Below are 21,368 nucleotides of genomic sequence, written 5' to 3' on the forward strand. Positions count from 1 at the left end.
GTGATCGCCCTCTCCCTCGCCGAGATCGCAGAAGTCGTCGGCGGGCAGACGCACGACATACCGGATCCGTCCGTCCAGGTCACCGGCCCGGTGGTCCGCGACTCAAGGGAAGTGGAACCAGGCAGCCTCTTCGTCGCCTTCGTAGGCGAGCACGTCGACGGCCACGACTTCGCGAACGCGGTCGTCGAGGCGGGCGCGGTGGCCCTCCTGGCCTCCCGCCCGGTCGGCGTCCCCGCGATCGTCGTGGACGACGTCCAGAGCGCCCTGGGCGCCCTCGCCCGCCATGTCGTACGACGGCTCGGCGCGACCCTCGTGGCCCTCACCGGCTCGGCGGGCAAGACCAGCACCAAGGACCTCATCGCCCAGGTGCTCGCCCGCAAGGCGCCCACAGTGTTCACGCCAGGATCGTTCAACAATGAGATCGGGCTGCCGCTGACCGCGCTGAGCGCCACCGCCGAGACGAGGTTCCTCGTCCTGGAGATGGGCGCCCGCGGAATCGGTCACATCCGCTACCTCACGGATCTGACGCCCCCGCAGATCGGCCTCGTCCTCAACGTCGGCACCGCCCACATCGGCGAGTTCGGCGGCCGGGAGCAGATCGCGCAGGCAAAGGGTGAACTCGTAGAAGCGCTCCCTTCAGTTGAAGACGGCGGCGTCGCGGTCCTCAACGCGGACGATCCGCTCGTACGGGCCATGGCCTCCCGTACGAAGGCGAAGGTGATCCTTTTCGGAGAGTCCGGCGAAGCGGACGTACGGGCCGAGAACGTCAGACTCACGGACAGCGGACAGCCCGCCTTCAGCCTTCACACACCCTCCGGGTGCAGCGAAGTGACCATGCGCCTGTACGGTGAGCACCACGTGTCGAACGCGCTCGCCGCGGCCGCCGTCGCCCATGAGCTGGGCATGTCCGCAGACGAGATCGCCACCGCGCTCTCCGAGGCGGGCTCCCTCTCCCGCTGGCGGATGGAGGTCACCGAGCGTTCGGACGGCGTGACCATCGTCAACGACGCCTACAACGCGAACCCCGAGTCCATGCGAGCCGCCTTGCGCGCGCTCGCGGCCATGGGCAAGGGGCGGCGGACCTGGGCGGTGCTCGGCAAGATGGCCGAGCTCGGGGACGAGGCGCTCGCCGAGCACGACGCGGTCGGACGGCTGGCCGTCCGGCTCAATGTCGGCAAGCTCGTCGCGGTCGGGGGCAGGGAAGCGTCCTGGCTGCAACTGGGCGCATATAACGAGGGTTCGTGGGGTGAGGAGTCGGTGCACGTGTCCGACGCACAGGCGGCGGTCGACCTGTTGCGCAGCGAGTTGCGCCCGGGAGACGTCGTTCTCGTGAAGGCGTCCCGGTCGGTCGGGCTCGAGAGCGTGGCGCAGGCGCTCGTCGAGGCGGCCGGTACCGAGGGTGAGGTTGCCGTCCGATGATGAAGCAGATCCTGTTCTCAGGAGTCATCGGCCTGTTCCTGACCCTGGTGGGCACCCCGCTGCTGATCAAGCTGCTGGCCCGCAAGGGCTACGGCCAGTACATCCGGGACGACGGCCCGCGCACGCACGGCAGCAAGCGCGGTACGCCGACGATGGGCGGTATCGCCTTCATCTTCGCGACGGTCGCCGCGTACTTCCTGTCCAAGGTCATCACCGGCTACACGCCGACCTATTCGGGTCTGCTGGTGCTCGGTCTGATGGTCGGGATGGGTCTGGTCGGTTTCCTCGACGACTACATCAAGATCGTCAAGCGCCGTTCGCTGGGCCTGCGGGCCAAGGCGAAGATGGCCGGCCAGCTGATCGTCGGCATCAGCTTCGCGGTGCTCGCCCTGCAGTTCCAGGACGCCCGCGGCAACACCCCGGCCTCCACGAAGCTGTCGTTCATCACGGACTTCGGCTGGAAGCTCGGCCCGATCCTGTTCGTGATCTGGGCGCTGTTCATGATCCTCGCGATGTCGAACGGCGTGAACCTGACGGACGGTCTGGACGGCCTCGCCACCGGCGCCTCGGTCCTGGTCTTCGGCGCCTACACCTTCATCGGTGTCTGGCAGTTCCAGGAATCCTGCGCCAACGCGACGACCCTGACCAACCCGAACGCCTGCTACGAAGTGCGCGATCCGCTCGACCTCGCGGTCATCGCCTCGGCGTTGATGGGGGCCTGTCTGGGCTTCCTGTGGTGGAACACCTCGCCGGCCAAGATCTTCATGGGGGACACCGGTTCGCTGGCCCTCGGCGGTGTCCTCACCGGTCTGGCGATCCTCTCCCGCACGGAGCTGCTCGTCGCCATCATGGGTGGCCTCTTCGTCCTCATCACCATGTCGGTGGTCATCCAGGTCGGCTCCTTCAAGCTCACCGGCAAGCGGGTCTTCCGCATGGCCCCGCTCCAGCACCACTTCGAACTCAAGGGCTGGTCCGAAGTGCTCGTGGTGGTCCGTTTCTGGATCATCCAGGGCATCTGCGTGATCGTCGGCCTTGGCCTCTTCTACGCGGGATGGGCAGCGGAAAAGTGACCGATGGGCAGGGGCTCTCCTGGGAGGGCAAGCACGTCACCGTCGCCGGGCTCGGTGTCTCCGGCATCCCGGCGGCCAAGGTCCTGCACGGCCTCGGCGCGCTCGTCACGGTCGTCAACGACGGCGACGACGAGCGCTCCCGGGCCCAGGCCGCCGACCTGGAGGCGCTCGGCATCACCGTGCGCCTCGGTGATGGTGCATCCCTGCCCGAAGGCACCGAACTGATCGTCACCACCCCCGGCTGGCAGCCCGACAAGCCGCTGTTCACGGCGGCGCGTGAGGCGGGTGTACCGGTGTGGGGGGACGTGGAGTTGGCCTGGCGCCTGCGCGGCCCCGAAGCGGCCCCCTGGCTCGCCGTCACCGGCACCAACGGCAAGACCACCACCGTCCAGATGCTCGCCTCCATCCTGAAGGCGGCGGGCCTGCGCACGGCGGCCGTCGGCAACATCGGCGTCTCGGTCCTGGACGCCGTACTCGGGGACGAGGAATACGACGTCCTCGCCGTCGAACTGTCGAGCTATCAGCTGCACTGGGCGCCCTCGGTGCGCGCCCACTCCGCCGCCGTCCTGAACCTGGCGCCCGATCATCTCGACTGGCACGGCTCGATGGAGGCGTACGCCGCCGACAAGGGCCGTATCTACGAAGGCAATCGGGTCGCCTGCGTCTACAACGTCGCCGACAAGGCCACTGAGGAGTTGGTCCGCGAGGCCGACGTCGAGGAGGGCTGCCGGGCGATCGGGTTCACGCTGGGCAGCCCCGGGCCGTCCCAACTCGGCGTCGTGGACGGCATTCTGGTCGACCGCGCCTTCGTCGAGGACCGGCAGCGCAACGCGCAGGAGCTGGCGGAGGTCTCCGACGTCAGTCCGCCCGCCCCGCACAACATCGCCAACGCCCTTGCCGCCGCTGCCCTCGCGCGCGCCTTCGGGGTGCCCGCCAAGGCCGTACGGGACGGGCTGCGGGCCTTCACGCCCGACGCGCACCGGATCGCGCACGTGGCCGATGTGGACGGTGTCGCGTACATCGACGACTCCAAGGCCACCAACACCCATGCGGCGGAAGCCTCGTTGGCGGCCTACGAGTCGATCGTGTGGATCGCGGGCGGTCTCGCCAAGGGCGCGACCTTCGACGAGTTGGTCGCCAAGTCGGCGAAGCGACTTCGGGGCGTGGTCCTGATCGGCGCGGATCGCGCGCTGATCGCCGAAGCCCTGGCGCGACACGCGCCGGAAGTACCCGTCGTCGACCTCGCCCGGACCGACACTGGGGCGATGCTCGCGGCTGTCCAGGAGGCACAGCGGCTCGCCGCCGCCGGCGACACGGTGCTGCTCGCCCCGGCCTGCGCCTCCATGGACATGTTCGCCAATTACAACAAGCGCGGTGACGCGTTCGCCCAGGCGGTTCGCGAACTCGGCGCCTGACCGATGTGAGCGGAGGCGCTGATGCCCAGTAGCCGTACCGGCCGGCCGCCCGTGCAGCAGCGGCCCCCCAGACGTCCCGCCGCCAGGACCGTCCGCGACAACCCCGTACGACGGTTGTACGGGAACGTGCGCCGGGCCTGGGACCGGCCGTTGACCGCCTACTACCTGATCGCCGGCGGCAGCGTGCTGATCACCGTGCTGGGTCTGGTGATGGTCTACTCGGCCTCCCAGATCACGGCGCTCCAACTGTCGCTGCCCGGCTCGTACTTCTTCCGCAAACAGTTCCTCGCGGCCTCCATCGGCGCGGTGCTGGCGCTGGCCGCCTCGCGGATGCCGGTCAAGCTGCACCGGGCGCTGGCCTATCCGATCCTCGCGGGCGCCGTCTTCATGATGGCGCTGGTGCAGTTGCCGGGGATAGGGATGTCGGTCAACGGCAACCGCAACTGGATCTCGCTCGGCGGCTCCTTCCAGATCCAGCCCAGCGAGTTCGGCAAGCTCGCCCTCGTCCTGTGGGGCGCCGACCTGCTCGCCCGCAAGCAGGACAAGGCGATGCTGTCCCAGTGGAAGCACATGCTGGTGCCGTTGGTGCCGGTCGCGTTCATGCTGCTCGGGCTGATCATGCTCGGCGGCGACATGGGTACGGCGATCATCCTCACCGCGATCCTGTTCGGCCTGCTCTGGCTGGCCGGAGCACCGACCCGGCTCTTCGCCGGCGTGCTGTCGATCGCGGCCGTGATCGGTGTGATCCTCATCAAGACCAGCCCCAACCGGATGGCCCGGCTCTCCTGCATCGGCGCCACCGAGCCCAAGACCGGGGTCGCCGACTGCTGGCAGGCCGTGCACGGCATCTACGCGCTCGCATCCGGCGGGATCTTCGGCTCCGGGCTCGGTGCGAGTGTGGAGAAATGGGGTCAACTCCCCGAGGCCCACACGGACTTCATCTTCGCCGTCACCGGTGAGGAACTGGGTCTGGCGGGCACACTGTCGGTCCTCGCCCTCTTCGCGGCTCTAGGCTATGCGGGTATCCGCGTGGCCGGACGCACGGAGGACCCCTTCGTGAGGTATGCCGCGGGAGGCGTGACCACCTGGATCACCGCTCAGGCGGTGATCAACATCGGTGCGGTGCTCGGCCTGCTGCCGATCGCCGGCGTCCCGCTCCCGCTGTTCTCCTACGGGGGTTCCGCCCTGCTGCCGACCATGTTCGCCATCGGGTTGCTGATCGCCTTCGCGCGCGACGACCCCGCTGCGCGGGCGGCGCTTGCGATGCGGCAACCCCGCTTTGGTAGAAAACGGGGGGCCAGGGGACCCGGTTCCGGTCGGAGTCCCCGCAGATGGAACACGATGAGACGGCGTGCCTCGGCGGCGCGTTCGTCCGGAGAGCGGTGAATTTCGGTGCATGTCGTACTCGCCGGTGGGGGGACCGCCGGCCACATCGAGCCGGCGCTCGCCCTCGCGGACGCCCTGCGCAGGCAGGACCCCACCGTGGGGATCACGGCCCTGGGCACGGAGCGCGGCCTTGAGACCCGTCTCGTACCCGAGCGGGGCTACGAACTCGCGCTGATCCCCGCCGTACCCCTGCCGCGCAAGCCCACCCCGGAACTGATCACCGTGCCGGGCCGGTTGCGCGGCACCATCAAGGCGGCCGAGCAGATCCTGGAGCGCACCAAGGCGGACTGCGTCGTCGGCTTCGGCGGCTATGTGGCGCTGCCCGGCTATCTCGCGGCCAAGCGCCTCGGGGTGCCGATCGTGATCCACGAGGCCAACGCCCGGCCCGGGTTGGCCAACAAGATCGGCTCGCGCTACGCGGCCAGGGTCGCCGTCTCGACCCCCGACAGCAAGCTGCGCGACGCCCGTTACATCGGCATCCCGCTGCGCCGCTCGATCGCCACCCTGGACCGCGCGGCCGTACGGCCGCAGGCCCGGGCCGCGTTCGGCCTCGACCCGAACCTGCCGACGCTGCTGGTCTCCGGCGGCTCGCAGGGCGCCCGGCACCTCAACGAGGTGGTCGAGCGGGTCGCGCCGTACCTCCAACAGGCCGGAATCCAGATCCTGCACGCGGTCGGCCCGAAGAACGAACTGCCGCAGGTGCACCAGATGCCGGGGATGCCCCCCTACATCCCGGTACCGTACGTGGATCGGATGGACCTCGCGTACGCCGCGGCCGACATGATGCTCTGCCGCGCGGGCGCGATGACCGTCGCCGAACTCTCCGCCGTCGGACTCCCGGCCGCCTACGTCCCGCTGCCCATCGGCAACGGCGAACAGCGGCTGAACGCCCAGCCGGTGGTCAAGGCCGGCGGCGGACTCCTGGTCGACGACGCGGAACTGACGCCCGAGTGGATCCAGGGCAACGTCCTGCCCGTGCTCGCCGACCCGCACCGGCTGTACGAAATGTCGCGCGCGGCAAGCGAGTTCGGCCGCCGGGACGCCGACGACCTGCTCGTCGGCATGGTGTACGAGGCGATCGCCTCGCGGCACCGCTAGCCCTATGTGAGAGAGGCAGGGGATCGTGGCCGGACCGACGACCGCCGAGCGCGGTGAACGCCAACAGGAGTCGTCCGGCCCGCCCCTTGTCCGGCGCCTGGGTCCGCGACGCCTTCGTCTGATTGTCGTACTCGCCCTCGCCGGGGCCCTGTTGGGCACTGCCGCGATCTGGCTGCTCTACGGCTCGCAGTGGCTGCGGGTGGAGAAGGTGTCGGTGTCCGGGACGAAGGTGCTGACGCCGGAGCAGGTGCGCGAGGCCGCCGGTGTTCCGGTCGGCGGACCGCTCGTCTCTGTCGACACCGATGCGATCGAAGCCCGACTCCGTAGGAAATTGCCCCGAATTGACACCGTTGACGTGGTCCGTTCCTGGCCTCATGGAATCGGGCTGAAAGTGACCGAACGCAGTCCGGTCCTGGTGGAGAAAAAGGGCGGAAACTTCGTCGAAGTGGACGGCGAGGGCGTGCGGTTCGCCACCGTTTCCACGCCACCGAAGTCCGTTCCCACCCTCGAATTGACGCTCTCGCAATCGAGTTCGTCCGCGGTCGGCCTGCGCCGCTTCGGCGAGACCCGACTCGTCCGCGAGGCGGTGCGCGTCGCGGGTGACATTCCGGCCGCCGTCGCACACGTCACCCAGGTCGTCAAAGTCCGTTCCTACGACGACATCTCACTCGAGTTGAGCGGTGGCCGTACCGTCGCATGGGGAAGCGGCGAGAAGGGCACAGCGAAGGCGCGTACGCTCACCGCTCTCATGAAAGCAGCTTCCGGGGCCCGGCACTTCGATGTAAGTGTTCCCACCGCCCCTGCGTCAGCCGGGAGTTGACGCACATTCGCGCAGGCCAGCACCCTGGTTGGGCAGCGCTACGGCTGATCACATAGGGTGAAAAGAAAAACGGGAGGTTCGGCGTGTTCGTTGAACGTGCGCCACTTGTCGACTTAGTGTCCTGTTCAGAAGACTTCAAGGAACGGACACACTGGTAACCCTAAACTTCAACGTTAGGGTTCGGGTCGGCGCTACGGACCGTCCCATTCGGCATCCGTCGTCGGATCGCGGAGCACCGCGATCGACGACACGTAACTCGAGGCGAGAGGCCTTCGACGTGGCAGCACCGCAGAACTACCTCGCAGTCATCAAAGTCATCGGTGTCGGCGGCGGTGGTGTCAATGCCATCAACCGGATGATCGAGGTCGGTCTCAAGGGCGTCGAGTTCATCGCCATCAACACCGACGCGCAGGCGCTGTTGATGAGCGACGCCGACGTCAAACTCGACGTCGGCCGCGAACTCACCCGCGGACTCGGCGCCGGCGCCAACCCGGCCGTCGGCCGCAAGGCCGCCGAGGATCACCGCGAGGAGATCGAGGAGGTCCTCAAGGGGGCCGACATGGTCTTCGTGACGGCCGGAGAGGGTGGCGGCACCGGCACCGGTGGCGCGCCCGTCGTGGCCAACATCGCGCGCTCCCTGGGCGCCCTCACCATCGGCGTGGTCACCCGCCCGTTCACCTTCGAGGGACGGCGCCGGGCGAACCAGGCGGAGGACGGCATCGCCGAACTCCGCGAAGAGGTCGACACCCTCATCGTCATCCCGAACGACCGGCTGCTGTCCATCTCGGACCGCCAGGTCTCGGTCCTCGACGCCTTCAAGTCGGCGGACCAGGTCCTGCTCTCCGGTGTGCAGGGCATCACCGATCTCATCACCACGCCCGGCCTGATCAACCTCGACTTCGCCGACGTCAAGTCCGTGATGTCCGAGGCCGGTTCGGCCCTCATGGGCATCGGCTCGGCCCGCGGCGACGACCGCGCGGTGGCGGCGGCCGAGATGGCGATCTCCTCGCCGCTCCTCGAAGCCTCCATCGACGGCGCCCGCGGCGTCCTGCTCTCCATCTCCGGCGGCTCCGACCTCGGCCTGTTCGAGATCAACGAAGCGGCCCAACTGGTCAGCGAGGCCGCCCACCCCGAGGCCAACATCATCTTCGGCGCGGTCATCGACGACGCCCTCGGTGACGAGGTCCGGGTCACGGTCATCGCGGCCGGCTTCGACGGCGGCCAGCCGCCGACCCGCCGGGAGACCGGCTCGACCTCGGGCCGCCGCGAGGAGCCGACTCCGGTACGGCAGGCCGAGAGCCGGCCGTCCTTCGGGTCGCTCGGCAGCGTCAAGCCGAAGGAGGAGCCGGAGTCGGCGCCGGTACAGGCCGCCGACCTTCCGGTCGCCCCGCCGGTCCCGCCGTCGCGGACCTACTCGGACAGCGCCGCCGAGGAGCTGGACGTACCGGACTTCCTGAAGTGATAGGACAGTTCGACACCGTGAGCGGCGCGCACTTCGCCTTCACCGACAGGTGGGGCGGGGTGAGCGCCGTTCCGTACGAGGAGCTCAACCTCGGCGGAGCGGTCGGCGACGATGCCGACGCGGTCCGTACCAACCGTGAACTGGCCGCCAAAGCGCTCGGGTTGGACCCGGCGCTGGTGGTCTGGATGAACCAGGTGCACGGCGCGGACGTGGCGGTCGTCGAGGAGCCCTGGGGCGCCTCGGACATCCCCGCGGTCGACGCGCTCGTCACCGCCCGGCGTGGCCTCGCCCTCGCCGTGCTGACCGCCGACTGCACGCCCGTCCTGCTCGCCGACCCGGTCGCCGGGATCGCGGGCGCGGCCCACGCCGGACGCCCGGGCATGGTCGCCGGGGTCGTCCCCGCCGCCGTACGGGCCATGGTGGAACTCGGCGCCGATCCCGCCCGGATCGTCGCCCGCACCGGACCCGCCGTCTGCGGCCGGTGCTACGAAGTGCCCGCGGACATGCGCGCCGACGTCGCCGCCGTGGAACCGGCGGCGTACGCCGAGACGAGTTGGGGCACTCCCGCGGTCGACGTGACCGCCGGGGCGCACGCGCAGCTCGACAAGCTGGGGGTGCGCGACCGGGAGCAGTCGCCGGTGTGCACCCGTGAATCGGGCGACCACTTCTCGTACCGCCGCGACCGTACGACCGGCCGGCTGGCGAGCTATGTCTGGCTGGACTGATCGGGCATGACGGACCGTAAGGACGAACTCGCCGTAAATCTGGCGAAAGTCGAGGAGCGCATCGCCGCCGCCTGTGCCGCGGCCGGGCGGAAGCGCGAAGAGGTGACCCTGATCGTGGTCACCAAGACCTATCCGGCGGGCGACGTACGAACGTTGGCCGAACTCGGTGTGCGTCATGTCGCCGAGAACCGGGACCAGGACGCGGCCCCGAAAGCCGCCGAATGCGCGGATCTGCCGCTGAGTTGGCACTTTGTCGGTCAGTTGCAGACCAACAAGGTGCGATCCGTGGTCGGTTACGCCGATGTCGTGCAGTCGGTCGACCGGGCCCGGCTCGTCACCGCGCTGTCGAAGGAGGCCGAGCGGTCCGGGCGCCGACTGGGCTGTCTCATCCAGGTCGCGCTCGACGCGGGAGTGAGCGGGCGGGGCGAGCGGGGTGGCGTCGGGCCGGGCGGGATCGGGGAGTTGGCCGATCTCGTCGCCGGGGCCGCGGGGTTGCGGCTCGACGGGCTGATGACCGTCGCTCCGCTCACCGGTGAGTACGCGGGACGCCAACAGGAGGCGTTCGGGCGGTTGATGGATTTGTCGACTGACCTGCGCCGAATCCATCCTGCTGCGAACATGGTGTCGGCAGGGATGAGTGCGGACCTCGAACAGGCCGTGGCAGCCGGAGCGACACATGTACGCGTCGGCACTGCGGTACTCGGCGTGCGCCCCAGGCTCGGGTAACGTCGCCAGGAAGTCGGACCACAGCAGAAAATATGGTCAATGCCGCCGAAGGCGGGCGTAACGACCTCGTGGATCGCGGGCACTTGGCAGTCGTCAGCCGATCCACCACAGAGCGGAGGACTCAGAGCATGGCCGGCGCGATGCGCAAGATGGCGGTCTACCTCGGCCTCGTGGAGGACGATGGGTACGACGGCCGGGGTTTCGACCCCGATGACGACTTCGAACCCGAACTGGACCCGGAGCCCGAGCGGGACCGTCGACGGCATGAGCCGTCACACCAGTCACACAGCCCGCATCAGTCTCAAAGGGACGAACCGGTGCGAGTGGTGCAGCCTCCGGCCCCTCGTGAACCGGTGTCCCATTCCGCTGCACTGGGTGCGGAATCAGGGCGTCCGGCGCGTATCGCGCCCGTGGCATCCATCACACAAGAACGCCAGTCCCTGGAGAAGAACGCACCGGTGATCATGCCCAAGGTCGTGTCGGAACGAGAGCCTTACCGGATCACCACACTTCACCCCCGGACCTACAACGAGGCCCGTACCATCGGGGAACACTTCCGTGAGGGCACCCCGGTGATCATGAATCTGACTGAGATGGATGACACAGACGCCAAGCGACTTGTCGACTTTGCGGCCGGTTTGGTGTTTGGTCTTCACGGCAGCATCGAGCGGGTGACGCAGAAGGTGTTCCTGTTGTCGCCTGCTAACGTCGATGTCACGGCGGAGGACAAGGCCCGCATCGCAGAGGGCGGGTTCTTCAATCAGAGCTGAGACAGACAGCCGCTAGGAAGCACGGAACAGGGGAGGAAAGGCAAGCCATGGGCGTGTTCGCGCTGGTGATCTACTACGCGCTGATGGTGTTTCTCATCGTGCTCATCTTCCGGTTGGTCATGGACTACGTCTTCCAGTTCGCCCGCTCATGGCAACCCGGCAAGGCGATGGTGGTCGTTCTGGAGGCCGCCTACACTGTCACCGATCCACCGTTGAAGCTTCTACGGCGGTTCATTCCGCCGTTGCGTCTCGGAGGCGTGGCGCTAGACCTGTCCTTCTTCGTCCTGATGATCATCGTCTACATCTTGATCTCTATCGTGGGCAATCTCGCGGGGTGACAGTGGACGATACGGTCTTGCCGACTGCCGATGACTACGTTGAGGTGAAGAGATGCCGTTGACCCCCGAGGACGTGCGGAACAAGCAGTTCACGACCGTCCGCCTCCGAGAAGGCTATGACGAGGACGAGGTTGATGCCTTCCTCGACGAGGTCGAAGCCGAACTGACGCGCCTGCTGCGCGAGAACGAGGACCTGCGCGCCAAGCTGGCCGCGGCCACGCGCGCCGCCGCGCAGAACCAACAGAACATGCGCAAGCCCCCGGATCAGGACCAGCAGCAGGGCGGCATGCAGCAGCAAGGGATGCCCCAACAGGGCATGCCCCCGCAGGGGATGCCCCAGCAAGGCATGCGTGGTCCGGGTGCCCCGGTGCCCGCCGGCATATCTGGCCCCCCGCAGCAGCAGATGGGCGGCCCCATGGGCGGTCCGCCCCAGTTGCCCAGCGGTGCCCCGCAGTTGCCCCCCGGCCCCGGTGGCCAGGGCGGTCCGCAGGGCCAGGGTCCGATGGGTCAGGGCCCCATGGGCCAGGGCCCCATGGGTCAGGGTCCGATGCAGGGCCAGATGGGCCAGGGCCCGATGCAGGGTCAGATGCAGCAGATGGGCGGCCCGATGCAGGGCCAAATGGGCGGCCAGCCCCCCATGCAGCAGCAGATGGGCGGCCCGATGGGCGGTCCCATGGGTGGCGGTATGGGCGGCGGCATGCCGCAGCAGGGTCCCGGTGGCGACAGTGCCGCCCGTGTCCTCTCGCTGGCCCAGCAGACCGCCGACCAGGCGATCGCCGAGGCCCGTTCCGAGGCCAACAAGATTGTCGGCGAGGCCCGTTCGCGCGCCGAGGGTCTCGAGCGTGACGCCCGTGCCAAGGCCGACGCCCTGGAGCGGGACGCGCAGGAGAAGCACCGCGTCGCGATGGGCTCCCTGGAGTCCGCCCGCGCCACGCTGGAGCGCAAGGTCGAGGACCTGCGCGGCTTCGAGCGCGAGTACCGCACGCGTCTGAAGTCCTACCTCGAGTCCCAGCTGCGTCAGTTGGAGACCCAGGCCGACGACTCACTGGCGCCGCCGCGCGCTCCGGCCGCCGCGTCGCTTCCGCCGTCCCCGGCGCCCTCGATGGCTCCGGCCGGCGCGAGCGCCCCGTCGTACGGCAGCCCGCAGGGCATGGGTGGCATGGGAGGCCCGGCTCCGGCCGGTCCCTCCTACGGCGGCCAGCAGCAGATGTCTCCCGCCATGACCCAGCCGATGGCGCCGGTCCGTCCGCAGGGCCCGTCCCCGATGGGCCAGGCTCCCTCGCCGATGCGCGGGTTCCTGATCGACGAGGACGACAACTGATCGGCCTGTAGTACGCCTCAGGCGTCGGCAGCGTTCAAAGGGCGGGGCCCCCGGATCTTCTTCCGGGGGCCCCGCCCTTTGGTCTTCAGGGGCGCGGGGAACCGCGCACGGCTTCCGGTCCGGCCCGAGGCGATGAAAAGGGCCCAGCCTCCTCTATGGAGACCGGGCCCTTTCTCACACCAGTGGTGTCTACGCCTTACGGAGGCGGAACACCAGCGACAGACCTTCATCCGTGAACGGGACGCCATACGCGTCGTCCGCCTCGCCCTGGGCGAAGTCCGTCGCCAACACCTCGTCGGCGATCAGCACCGCGTGCTCGGCCAGCGCCGCGATGACCTCCGGGTCCGTCGACGTCCAGCGCAGTGCGATCCGGTCGGCGACGTCCAGGCCGCTGTTCTTGCGGGCCTCCTGGATCAGCCGGATCGCGTCACGGGCCAGGCCGGCCTGCCGCAGCTCCTCGGTGATCTCCAGGTCGAGCGCGACCGTCGCCCCCGAGTCGGAGGCCACGGACCAGCCCTCGCGCGGGGTCTCTGTGATGATCACCTCATCCGGAGCCAGCGTGATGGTCTCGCCGTCCACCTCGACGGTCGCCGTGCCCTCGCGCAGGGCGAGGGACAGGGCGGCCGCGTCGGCGTTCGCGACGGCCTTCGCCACATCCTGGACGCGCTTGCCGAACCGCTTGCCCAGCGCGCGGAAGTTGGCCTTCGCCGTGGTGTCGACCAGCGAACCGCCGACCTCGCTCAGCGAGGCGAGGCCCTCGACGTTCAGCTCCTCGGTGATCTGCGCGTGCAGCTCGCGGTCCAGGGCGGCGAAGCCCGTCGCCGCGATCAGCGCGCGGGACAGCGGCTGGCGCGTCTTGACGCCCGACTCCGCGCGCGTGGCCCGGCCCAGCTCCACCAGACGTCGTACGAGAACCATCTGCTTGGACAGCTCCGGGTCGATGACGGACAGGTCCGCCTCCGGCCACGCGGAGAGGTGGACGGACTCCGGGGCGCCCGGGGTCACCGGGACGATCAGGTCCTGCCAGACCCGCTCGGTGATGAACGGGGTGAGCGGGGCCATCAGTTGGGTGACCGTCTCGACGACCTCGTGCAGGGTGCGCAGCGCGGCCTTGTCGCCCTGCCAGAAGCGGCGACGGGAGCGGCGGACGTACCAGTTGGAGAGATCGTCGACGAATGCCGAGAGGAGCTTGCCGGCGCGCTGGGTGTCGTAGGACTCCAGAGCCTGTGTCACCTGGTCGGTGAGCGCGTGGAGTTCGGAGAGCAGCCAGCGGTCCAGGACCGGACGGTCGGCCGGGGCCGGGTCCGCCGCGCTCGGCGCCCAGTCGGACGTGCGCGCGTACAGGGCCTGGAAGGCGACCGTGTTCCAGTACGTCAGGAGGGTCTTGCGGACGACCTCCTGGATCGTGCCGTGGCCCACCCGGCGGGCCGCCCAGGGGGAACCGCCCGCCGCCATGAACCACCGCACCGCGTCCGCCCCATGACGGTCCATCAGCGGGATCGGGTCCAGGGTGTTGCCCAGGTGCTTGGACATCTTGCGGCCGTCCTCGGCGAGGATGTGGCCGAGACAGACCACGTTCTCGTACGACGACTTGTCGAAGACCAGGGTGCCGACGGCCATCAGCGTGTAGAACCAGCCGCGGGTCTGGTCGATGGCCTCGGAGATGAACTGCGCCGGGTAGCGGGACTCGAAGAGTTCCTTGTTCTTGTGCGGGTAGCCCCACTGCGCGAACGGCATCGAACCCGAGTCGTACCAGGCGTCGATGACCTCGGGCACGCGCGTGGCCGTTTCGCCGCACTCGGGGCAGGAGAACGTGACCGCGTCGATGAACGGGCGGTGCGGGTCGAGCCCCGACTGGTCGGTGCCGGTCAGCTCGGTCAGCTCCGCGCGGGAGCCGACGACCGTGAGGTGGCTGTCCTCGCAGCGCCAGATCGGCAGCGGGGTGCCCCAGTAGCGGCTGCGGGACAGCGCCCAGTCGATGTTGTTGTTCAGCCAGTCGCCGTACCGGCCGTGCTTGACGGTGTCCGGGAACCAGTTGGTGTTCTCGTTCTCCTGGAGGAGGCGGTCCTTGACGGCCGTGGTGCGGATGTACCAGGAGGGCTGCGCGTAGTAGAGCAGCGCGGTGTGGCAGCGCCAGCAGTGCGGGTAACTGTGCTCGTACGGCACGTGCTTGAAGAGCAGACCGCGGTCCTTGAGGTCCTCGGTGAGCTTTTCGTCGGCCTTCTTGAAGAAGACACCGCCTACGAGCGGGACGTCCTCGGCGAACGTGCCGTTCGGGCGGACCGGGTTCACGACCGGCAGGCCGTAGGCGCGGCAGACCTTGAGGTCCTCCTCGCCGAAGGCGGGGGACTGGTGGACCAGGCCCGTACCGTCCTCGGTCGTCACGTACTCGGCGTTGACGACGTAGTGCGCCGGTTCCGGGAACTCCACCAGCTCGAACGGACGTTGATACGTCCAGTACTCCATCTCGGTGCCGGTGAAGGTCTCACCGGTGGTCTCCCAGCCCTCGCCGAGGGCCTTGGTGAGGAGCGGCTCGGCCACGACGAGCTGCTCTGCGCTGTCGGGGCCCTTCGTCGCGACGACGTAGGTGACCTCGGGGTGGGCGGCGACGGCGGTGTTGGACACGAGTGTCCAGGGCGTCGTCGTCCAGACCAGGAGTGCGGCACGGCCGGCCAGCGGACCGGAGGTGAGCGGGAAACGGACGTACACGGAGGGGTCGACGACGGTCTCGTAGCCCTGCGCCAGCTCGTGGTCCGAGAGGCCCGTCTGGTCGCGCGGGCACCAGGGGGCGACGCGGTAGTCCTGGACCAGCAGGCCCTTGTTGAAGATCTCCTTGAGCGACCACCAGACCGACTCGATGTACTCGGGGTCCATCGTGCGGTACGGGTCCTCGAGGTCGGTCCAGTACCCCATGCGGGTCGTGAGGGCCTCGAAGGCGTCGGTGTGCCGGGTCACGGACTCGCGGCACCTGGCGTTGAACTCGGCGATGCCGTACGCCTCGATGTCTTGCTTGTCGGTGAAGCCCAGCTCCTTCTCGACCGCCAGCTCCACCGGGAGGCCGTGGCAGTCCCAGCCGGCCTTGCGGCCCACGTGGTAGCCGCGCATGGTCCGGAAGCGGGGGAAGACGTCCTTGAAGACGCGCGCCTCGATGTGGTGGGCGCCCGGCATGCCGTTGGCCGTGGGCGGGCCCTCGTAGAACACCCACTCGGGGCGCCCCTCGGACTGGTCCAGGGTCTTGGCGAAGATCTTCTGATCGCGCCAGAAGTCGAGCACGGCGTGCTCCAGCGCGGGCAGGTCGACCTGGGCGGGCACCTGGCGGTACGTCGGCGTTGTCATCAGCGAGCTTCCTCCGGCGGACTTTCTGCCTTCCGTCCGGAGGGACGAGAGCTACGAATTTCCGTACGCCGTGTGCGGCGCGCTCCCGCGGTACCACCCTCCTTGGCTCCCCGGCGCGTCTCGCACACCAGTGAGCCCCCTCATTGGGGTCGCGATACCGGGTCTACTCGCCACGGCCGGTCGGCTGCGGCTTTCTTCCGGCGGCTCCGGGGTGATCTTCACGTCGCGCTCACCCCCGGGCTTCCACCGTCCCCGGGTCGCTCTGGGCTGCGTACGCCGCTACTCGTCCCCATCCACGCTTCTCGCTCCGCCCAGTGTACGGGGCCGCACGGACAGCGGCCGACCGGATTTTCGGGGGCCTCCGGGGGCGGTTTCGGCGGGGGTCCGGCCGAGGGCTTCCTGACCTGCCGTACGACTCGAATGGCGCTGAACACGCGTTCGGCTTTCGGGGTGCCGGACTCGGCGGATTACCCGGCGGGGAGCTGGGCACAACGCTTGAAGGCTTGCCGCGCGAAGCCAGGGGGGTGGACGAATCGGGCGGCGTGCCCCGTTGCCGCGGGACTGAAGTCGATTTATCGTCCCAGCACGATTCGCGTGCGTGATCACAAAATGTGAAGGGGCCGCGGCCATGGTGGCGAAGAAGACCGCAGCGAAGAAGACCGCGGCGAAGAAGGCGGTCGCTACGAAGACGGCTTCTTCGAAGCAGACGACCGTGAAGAAAGCGGCTGTGAAGAAGACGGCAATGCCCGAGAAGTCGGCACCACCTAAGAAGACGACGACGTCCGAGAAAGCGGCACCCCCGAAGAAGACGGCGGCTCCGAATGCCGCCGTCGCCCTGAGCGAGCCCCCCAAGGCCACCTCTACGAAGACGACGACGAAGACGACGGCCAGGACGGCCACCACCACCAAGACGTCCCCGAAGCCGACCACCAAGAAGTCCGCGGCGAAGTCGACCGCGAGGACTACGAAGACCACGGCTACGAAGACGACCGCTACGACGGCGACCACTACGAAGACGACGAACAGCGCGAAGCGCACACAGAGCGCGGCCAAGAAGGCAAAGGCGGGCGCGGCGCAGGCCGCGGAGCAGACGGGAGCCACGACGGTGGTTGCGAAGAAGACTCCTGGCACGGCCACGGCGGCGAAGACCGCGGTTCCCAAGGCGCGGCTCGCCGCGGCGGCGGGACCGGGTGAGCTCGCGGTGCGCCCCGGCGAGGACCCCTGGACGCCCGAGGAGGTCGAGGAGGCCCGAACCGAGCTGCTGTCCGAGGCCGCGCGGCTGAGCGAGGAGATCACGTCCACCGAGCAGGCCCTCGCCGGTCTGATGCGGGACTCCGGGGACGGTGCCGGCGACGACCAGGCCGACACCGGGACCAAGAACATCACGCGCGAGAGCGAGATGGCGCTGGCCGCCAACGCGCGCGAGATGCTGATCCAGACGCAGCGTGCCCTGGGGAAGCTGGACGCGGGCACGTACGGCCTGTGCGAGAACTGCGGCAACCCGATCGGCAAGGCCCGTATGCAGGCCTTCCCCCGGGCCACCCTGTGCATGGAGTGCAAGCAGAAGCAGGAGCGTCGGTACTGACGCCGGTACTGAAGCTCCTGAGGGGTGTGCCGTACCCTCATCCTGAGTTAGGCACCTAGGTCGAGGGACTCACGTGGCAGAGGCGGAGCGCATCATCGGTACGCCGGATACCCCAGAGGCGGCGGGGGCCGAGCCGGAGCAGGGTGACACCGTGTCCCCTCCCAGGGGCAGGCGACGGATCGCCGTGCTGTTCGTGGTGGCCGCCTTCGCGTACACCCTCGACCTGGTCAGCAAGCTGCTCGTGGTGGACAAGCTGGAGCACCACGCGCCGATCGAGGTCTTCGGGGACTGGCTGGAGTTCCACGCGATCCGCAACCCCGGCGCCGCCTTCGGGTTCGGCGCGGCCTTCACGGTCATCTTCACGATGATCGCGGCCGCCGTGATCGTGGTGATCGCCCGGCTGGCCCGCAAGCTCTACAGCCTGCCGTGGGCGATCGCGCTCGGGCTGCTGCTGGGCGGCGCGCTCGGCAACCTCACCGACCGGATCTTCCGCTCGCCCGGCATCTTCCAGGGTGAGGTCGTCGACTTCATCGCGCCCAAGGGCTTCGCCGTCTTCAACCTCGCCGACTCGGCGATCGTGTGCGGCGGCATCCTGATCGTGCTGCTGTCCTTCCGCGGCCTCGACCCGGACGGCACGGTCCACAAGGACTGAGCACAGGTCACCTGGGCCTGCGCGCACGGGCTCGGGTAAGGCGGTGTCGGACCCGTCCGGCATACTCGACCGGGTGAGCACAGTTCCCGAGATCCGAAACCTGCCCGTGCCCGACGGCCTGGAGGGCGAGCGTGTCGACGCCGCCATCTCCCGCATGTTCGGCTTCTCCCGTACGAAGGCCGCCGAGCTGGCCGCGGCGGGGAAGGTCACGGTCGACGGTTCGGTGGTCGGGAAGTCCGAGCGGGTGCACGGCGGGGCCTGGATGGAGGTCGAGATGCCGCAGGCGCCCGCGCCCGTGCAGATCGTCGCCGAGCCGGTCGAGGGCATGGAGATCGTCTACGACGACGATGACGTGATCGTGATCGTGAAGCCGGTCGGCGTCGCCGCCCACCCCAGCCCCGGCTGGACCGGTACGACGGTCATCGGCGGCCTGGCCGCCGCCGGGTACCGCATCTCCACCTCGGGCGCCGCCGAGCGCCAGGGCATCGTGCACCGCCTCGACGTGGGCACCTCCGGCCTGATGGTGGTCGCGAAGTCGGAGCGCGCGTACACGTCGCTGAAGCGCCAGTTCAAGGAGCGCACGGTCGACAAGCGCTACCACACGCTGGTCCAGGGCCACCCCGACCCGACCAGCGGCACCATCGACGCCCCCATCGGCCGCCACCCGAACCACGACTACAAGTGGGCGGTCACCGCCGAGGGCAAGCCGTCGATCACGCACTACGACCTCATCGAGGCGTTCCGCGCGGCCTCCCTGCTCGATGTGAAGCTGGAGACCGGCCGCACCCACCAGATCCGGGTGCACATGACCGCCCACCGGCACCCGTGCGTGGGCGACCTGACGTACGGCGCCGACCCGACGCTCGCCAAGCGGCTGCGCCTGACCCGCCAGTGGCTGCACGCCGTCCGGCTCGGCTTCGAGCACCCCGCCGACGGCCAGTGGGTCGAGTTCGAGAGCGGCTACCCGGACGACCTCCAGCAGGCTCTGGACCTGGTGCGCGAGGAGACGTACGCATGAGTCCGACGCCGTACGCGGTGCGCGTCGCCGAGGACCCGGCCGACCGTGAGGCCTGCTTCGCGGTGCGCAAGGAGGTCTTCGTCGTCGAGCAGGGCGTGCCCCAGGAGATCGAGTACGACGAGTACGACGCCGTGGCGACGCATGTGGTCGCCGTGCGGGAGGACGGGACGCCGCTCGGTGCCGGGCGGTTGTTGTACGGCGAGGCGGCCGCGGCGAAGACCGGCGGCGATCCGACCGTGGGTTCCCTGGGGCGGCTGGCCGTCATCGGGGAAGCGCGGGGGCTCGGGGTCGGGATCGCGCTGGTGCGGGCCGTCGAGGACGCGGCACGCGCGCGTGGGCTGGCCGCGGTGGACCTGCACGCGCAGACGCACGCGCTGGGGTTCTACGAACGGCTCGGCTACGAGGCGTACGGCCCGGAGTTCGCCGACGCCGGCATCCCGCACCGGGCGATGCGGCGCGCCCTTCAGTAACCGTAGGGCGTCGAAAGAGCTGGTCCGGTGGGCGGCGTGGCAGGCTGGGGCGTCCGCTGTGTGAACGTCGAGATCCCGCCGGAGCCCTGACCGTGGATCAATTGGCCCTGCTTTTCGTCCTGTTGCTCGGGGCCGTGGTGAGCGTCCCGCTGGGGGACCGGCTAGGTCTGCCGGCGCCGGTGCTCATGACCCTCCTCGGGATAGTCCTCGCGGTGGCCGACTTCGTGCCGAACGTGAACGTCCCGCCCGATCTGATCCTGCCCCTGCTGCTGCCACCGCTGCTGTACGCGGCCGTACGGCGCACCTCCTGGCGGCAGTTCACGGCCAACATCCGGCCCATCTTCCTGCTCGCCGTGGCGCTCGTCTTCGTCACCACCCTCGCCGTGGCCGCCGTCGCGAGCGCGATCGTGCCGGGGCTGCCGATCGCCGCCGCCGTGGCGCTCGGCGCGCTGGTGGCGCCGCCCGACCCGGTCGCCGCGACCGCCGTCGCGGGTCAACTCGGGCTGCCGCGGCGGCTGGTGTCGATCCTGGAGGGCGAGGGCCTCTTCAACGACGTGACGGCCATCGTGCTCTACCACGTGGCGATCGCCGCGGCCATCAGCGGCTCCTTCAACCCCTGGCGTGCCGGGCTCGACTTCGTGCTGTCCGCCGTCGTCGCCGTCGTGGTGGGAGTGGTCCTGGGGTGGGCCACGAACAAGCTGATGTCGATCCTCGACGACGCGACCCTGCAGATCGGGCTGACGCTCCTGGTGCCGTTCGCGTCGTACGTACTGGCCGACGAACTGCACGGCTCCGGAGTGCTCGCCGTGCTCACCACGGCGCTGTTCCTCTCCGAGTACGCCTTCGGTGCCGACGACGTGCTGACCCGGCTCGCCGGGGCGACCGTGTGGGACGTGGTGGACACGCTGGTCACCGGGGTCGCGTTCGGGCTCATCGGGCTCGAACTGCACAACGCGATCCGTACGGCGTCCGGTCGCTGGGGCGAGATGCTCGGCTGGGCCGGCGCGATCGTCGGGGTCGTCGTGGTCGTACGGCTGGCGTGGTTGTTGCCGGCGACCTGGCTGACCAAACGGCTGCACGCCAAGCGGGACTACGACGAGGAGATCCCGACGTCCTGGCGGGAGACCGTGATCATGTGGTGGGCGGGGATGCGCGGGGTGGCGTCCGTGGCGCTGGCGCTGGCGATTCCGCTGAAGACGGACGACGGGTCGGCCTTTCCCGACCGGGACGAGATCGTGTTCATCGCGTTCGGGGTGATCATGGCGACGCTCGTCCTTCAGGGGCTCACCCTGCCGTGGCTCGTGAAGCGGCTCGGGGTGCGGGCCGACACCGACAGCGAGAAGGCGTTCGAGAAGGAGCTCGCGGTGCGGGCGGCGAAGGCCGCGAAGCGGAGGCTGCGGGAGATCGAGGACGTGGAGGAGCTGCCGGAGGAGGTGTCCGAGCAACTGCTGCGGCGGGCGTTCGACATCGGGGTGCGGATCTCTCCCGAGGTGGGGGACGGGGAACGGCGGGAGGCGTACGAGAAGCGGGTGAAGCGGGTGAAGCGGATGCGGCGGATCCAGTCGGAGATGATGAGCGCGGCTCGGCACGAGGTGCTGGCGGCGCGGAGTGAGCCCGGCGCTGATCCGGAGATCGTGGACCGGGTCCTTCGGCATCTGGACGTCCGTAGCCTGAGGTGAGATCTCCCACCGACGCACCGCCCGTTTGCTGTCGGTTGGAGGGTGGACGTTTCCCGTGGGGGGCGTGCGCCGTCGGCG

The 21,368-nt window shown here is 69.3% G+C and carries 18 protein-coding genes; 17 read left to right on the forward strand and 1 reads right to left on the reverse strand.

All coding sequences use genetic code 11. From position 1 onward, the window contains the following. The 12 genes from murF to ACIRRY_RS10640 all read left to right on the forward strand — a co-directional run bounded on the left by murF (position 1) and on the right by ACIRRY_RS10640 (position 12,550). Positions 1 to 1,419 (forward strand): UDP-N-acetylmuramoyl-tripeptide--D-alanyl-D-alanine ligase, encoded by a 1,419-nt coding sequence (murF, locus tag ACIRRY_RS10585; protein ID WP_403970355.1) that lies wholly within the window; start codon positions 1 to 3, stop codon positions 1,417 to 1,419. Then, the gene (gene mraY, locus ACIRRY_RS10590; protein WP_365309904.1) at positions 1,416 to 2,489 is read left to right on the forward strand and encodes a phospho-N-acetylmuramoyl-pentapeptide-transferase; all 1,074 of its coding nucleotides are present in this window, start codon (positions 1,416 to 1,418) and stop codon (positions 2,487 to 2,489) included. Before murF ends, mraY begins: the two co-directional genes overlap by 4 nt. Further along, entirely contained in the window at positions 2,471 to 3,904 is a 1,434-nt protein-coding gene (gene murD / locus ACIRRY_RS10595) for a UDP-N-acetylmuramoyl-L-alanine--D-glutamate ligase (protein WP_403970358.1), read from the forward strand. The genes mraY and murD overlap by 19 nt, the downstream gene beginning before the upstream one ends. A gap of 21 nt (positions 3,905 to 3,925) precedes the next feature. Then, on the forward strand, positions 3,926 to 5,290 hold the full coding sequence (gene ftsW / locus ACIRRY_RS10600; RefSeq protein WP_403970361.1) for a putative lipid II flippase FtsW: 1,365 nt from the start codon (positions 3,926 to 3,928) through the stop codon (positions 5,288 to 5,290). A gap of 6 nt (positions 5,291 to 5,296) precedes the next feature. Next, positions 5,297 to 6,388 (forward strand): undecaprenyldiphospho-muramoylpentapeptide beta-N-acetylglucosaminyltransferase, encoded by a 1,092-nt coding sequence (gene murG, locus ACIRRY_RS10605; RefSeq protein WP_329247907.1) that lies wholly within the window; start codon positions 5,297 to 5,299, stop codon positions 6,386 to 6,388. A 25-nt stretch (positions 6,389 to 6,413) separates the two neighbouring features. Continuing rightward, positions 6,414 to 7,208, forward strand: a complete 795-nt coding sequence (locus ACIRRY_RS10610; protein WP_403970364.1) for a cell division protein FtsQ/DivIB — start codon at positions 6,414 to 6,416, stop codon at positions 7,206 to 7,208. Positions 7,209 to 7,485: 277 nt separating this feature from the next. Next, the gene (gene ftsZ, locus ACIRRY_RS10615) at positions 7,486 to 8,670 is read left to right on the forward strand and encodes a cell division protein FtsZ (RefSeq protein ID WP_403970368.1); all 1,185 of its coding nucleotides are present in this window, start codon (positions 7,486 to 7,488) and stop codon (positions 8,668 to 8,670) included. Next, positions 8,667 to 9,395: a peptidoglycan editing factor PgeF gene (gene pgeF / locus ACIRRY_RS10620; RefSeq protein ID WP_403970371.1), complete on the forward strand. Its 729-nt coding sequence runs from the start codon at positions 8,667 to 8,669 to the stop codon at positions 9,393 to 9,395. Before ftsZ ends, pgeF begins: the two co-directional genes overlap by 4 nt. Positions 9,396 to 9,401: 6 nt before the next feature. Continuing rightward, on the forward strand, positions 9,402 to 10,121 hold the full coding sequence (locus tag ACIRRY_RS10625; protein ID WP_403970374.1) for a YggS family pyridoxal phosphate-dependent enzyme: 720 nt from the start codon (positions 9,402 to 9,404) through the stop codon (positions 10,119 to 10,121). Between the two features lie 128 nt (positions 10,122 to 10,249). Next, positions 10,250 to 10,891: a cell division protein SepF gene (locus ACIRRY_RS10630; RefSeq protein WP_200689006.1), complete on the forward strand. Its 642-nt coding sequence runs from the start codon at positions 10,250 to 10,252 to the stop codon at positions 10,889 to 10,891. Between the two features lie 47 nt (positions 10,892 to 10,938). Beyond that, positions 10,939 to 11,229, forward strand: a complete 291-nt coding sequence (locus tag ACIRRY_RS10635) for a YggT family protein (protein ID WP_200689005.1) — start codon at positions 10,939 to 10,941, stop codon at positions 11,227 to 11,229. 52 nt (positions 11,230 to 11,281) lie between these two features. Next, positions 11,282 to 12,550: a DivIVA domain-containing protein gene (locus tag ACIRRY_RS10640; protein WP_403970378.1), complete on the forward strand. Its 1,269-nt coding sequence runs from the start codon at positions 11,282 to 11,284 to the stop codon at positions 12,548 to 12,550. Positions 12,551 to 12,739: 189 nt separating this feature from the next. Here the strand turns inward: ACIRRY_RS10640 and ileS are convergent, their stop codons facing one another. Next, entirely contained in the window at positions 12,740 to 15,886 is a 3,147-nt protein-coding gene (gene ileS, locus ACIRRY_RS10645; RefSeq protein ID WP_403970381.1) for an isoleucine--tRNA ligase, read from the reverse strand. A 628-nt stretch (positions 15,887 to 16,514) separates the two neighbouring features. Between ileS and ACIRRY_RS10650 the strand changes: the two genes are divergently transcribed. The 5 genes from ACIRRY_RS10650 (at position 16,515) to ACIRRY_RS10670 (ending at position 21,290) form a co-directional block, all read left to right on the forward strand. After that, on the forward strand, positions 16,515 to 17,471 hold the full coding sequence (locus tag ACIRRY_RS10650) for a TraR/DksA family transcriptional regulator (protein WP_403970383.1): 957 nt from the start codon (positions 16,515 to 16,517) through the stop codon (positions 17,469 to 17,471). A 73-nt stretch (positions 17,472 to 17,544) separates the two neighbouring features. Beyond that, on the forward strand, positions 17,545 to 18,123 hold the full coding sequence (lspA, locus tag ACIRRY_RS10655) for a signal peptidase II (RefSeq protein ID WP_403970386.1): 579 nt from the start codon (positions 17,545 to 17,547) through the stop codon (positions 18,121 to 18,123). A gap of 73 nt (positions 18,124 to 18,196) precedes the next feature. After that, entirely contained in the window at positions 18,197 to 19,141 is a 945-nt protein-coding gene (locus ACIRRY_RS10660) for an RluA family pseudouridine synthase (protein ID WP_403970389.1), read from the forward strand. Continuing rightward, positions 19,138 to 19,611, forward strand: a complete 474-nt coding sequence (locus ACIRRY_RS10665) for a GNAT family N-acetyltransferase (protein ID WP_403970392.1) — start codon at positions 19,138 to 19,140, stop codon at positions 19,609 to 19,611. Before ACIRRY_RS10660 ends, ACIRRY_RS10665 begins: the two co-directional genes overlap by 4 nt. 92 nt (positions 19,612 to 19,703) lie before the next feature. Then, positions 19,704 to 21,290, forward strand: coding sequence for a Na+/H+ antiporter (locus tag ACIRRY_RS10670; protein ID WP_403970395.1), 1,587 nt, complete (start codon positions 19,704 to 19,706; stop codon positions 21,288 to 21,290). The last annotated feature ends 78 nt before the right edge of the window (positions 21,291 to 21,368 follow it).

It is taken from the genome of Streptomyces sp. NPDC101776, assembly GCF_044766845.1.
Classification (GTDB): Bacteria; Actinomycetota; Actinomycetes; order Streptomycetales; family Streptomycetaceae; genus Streptomyces.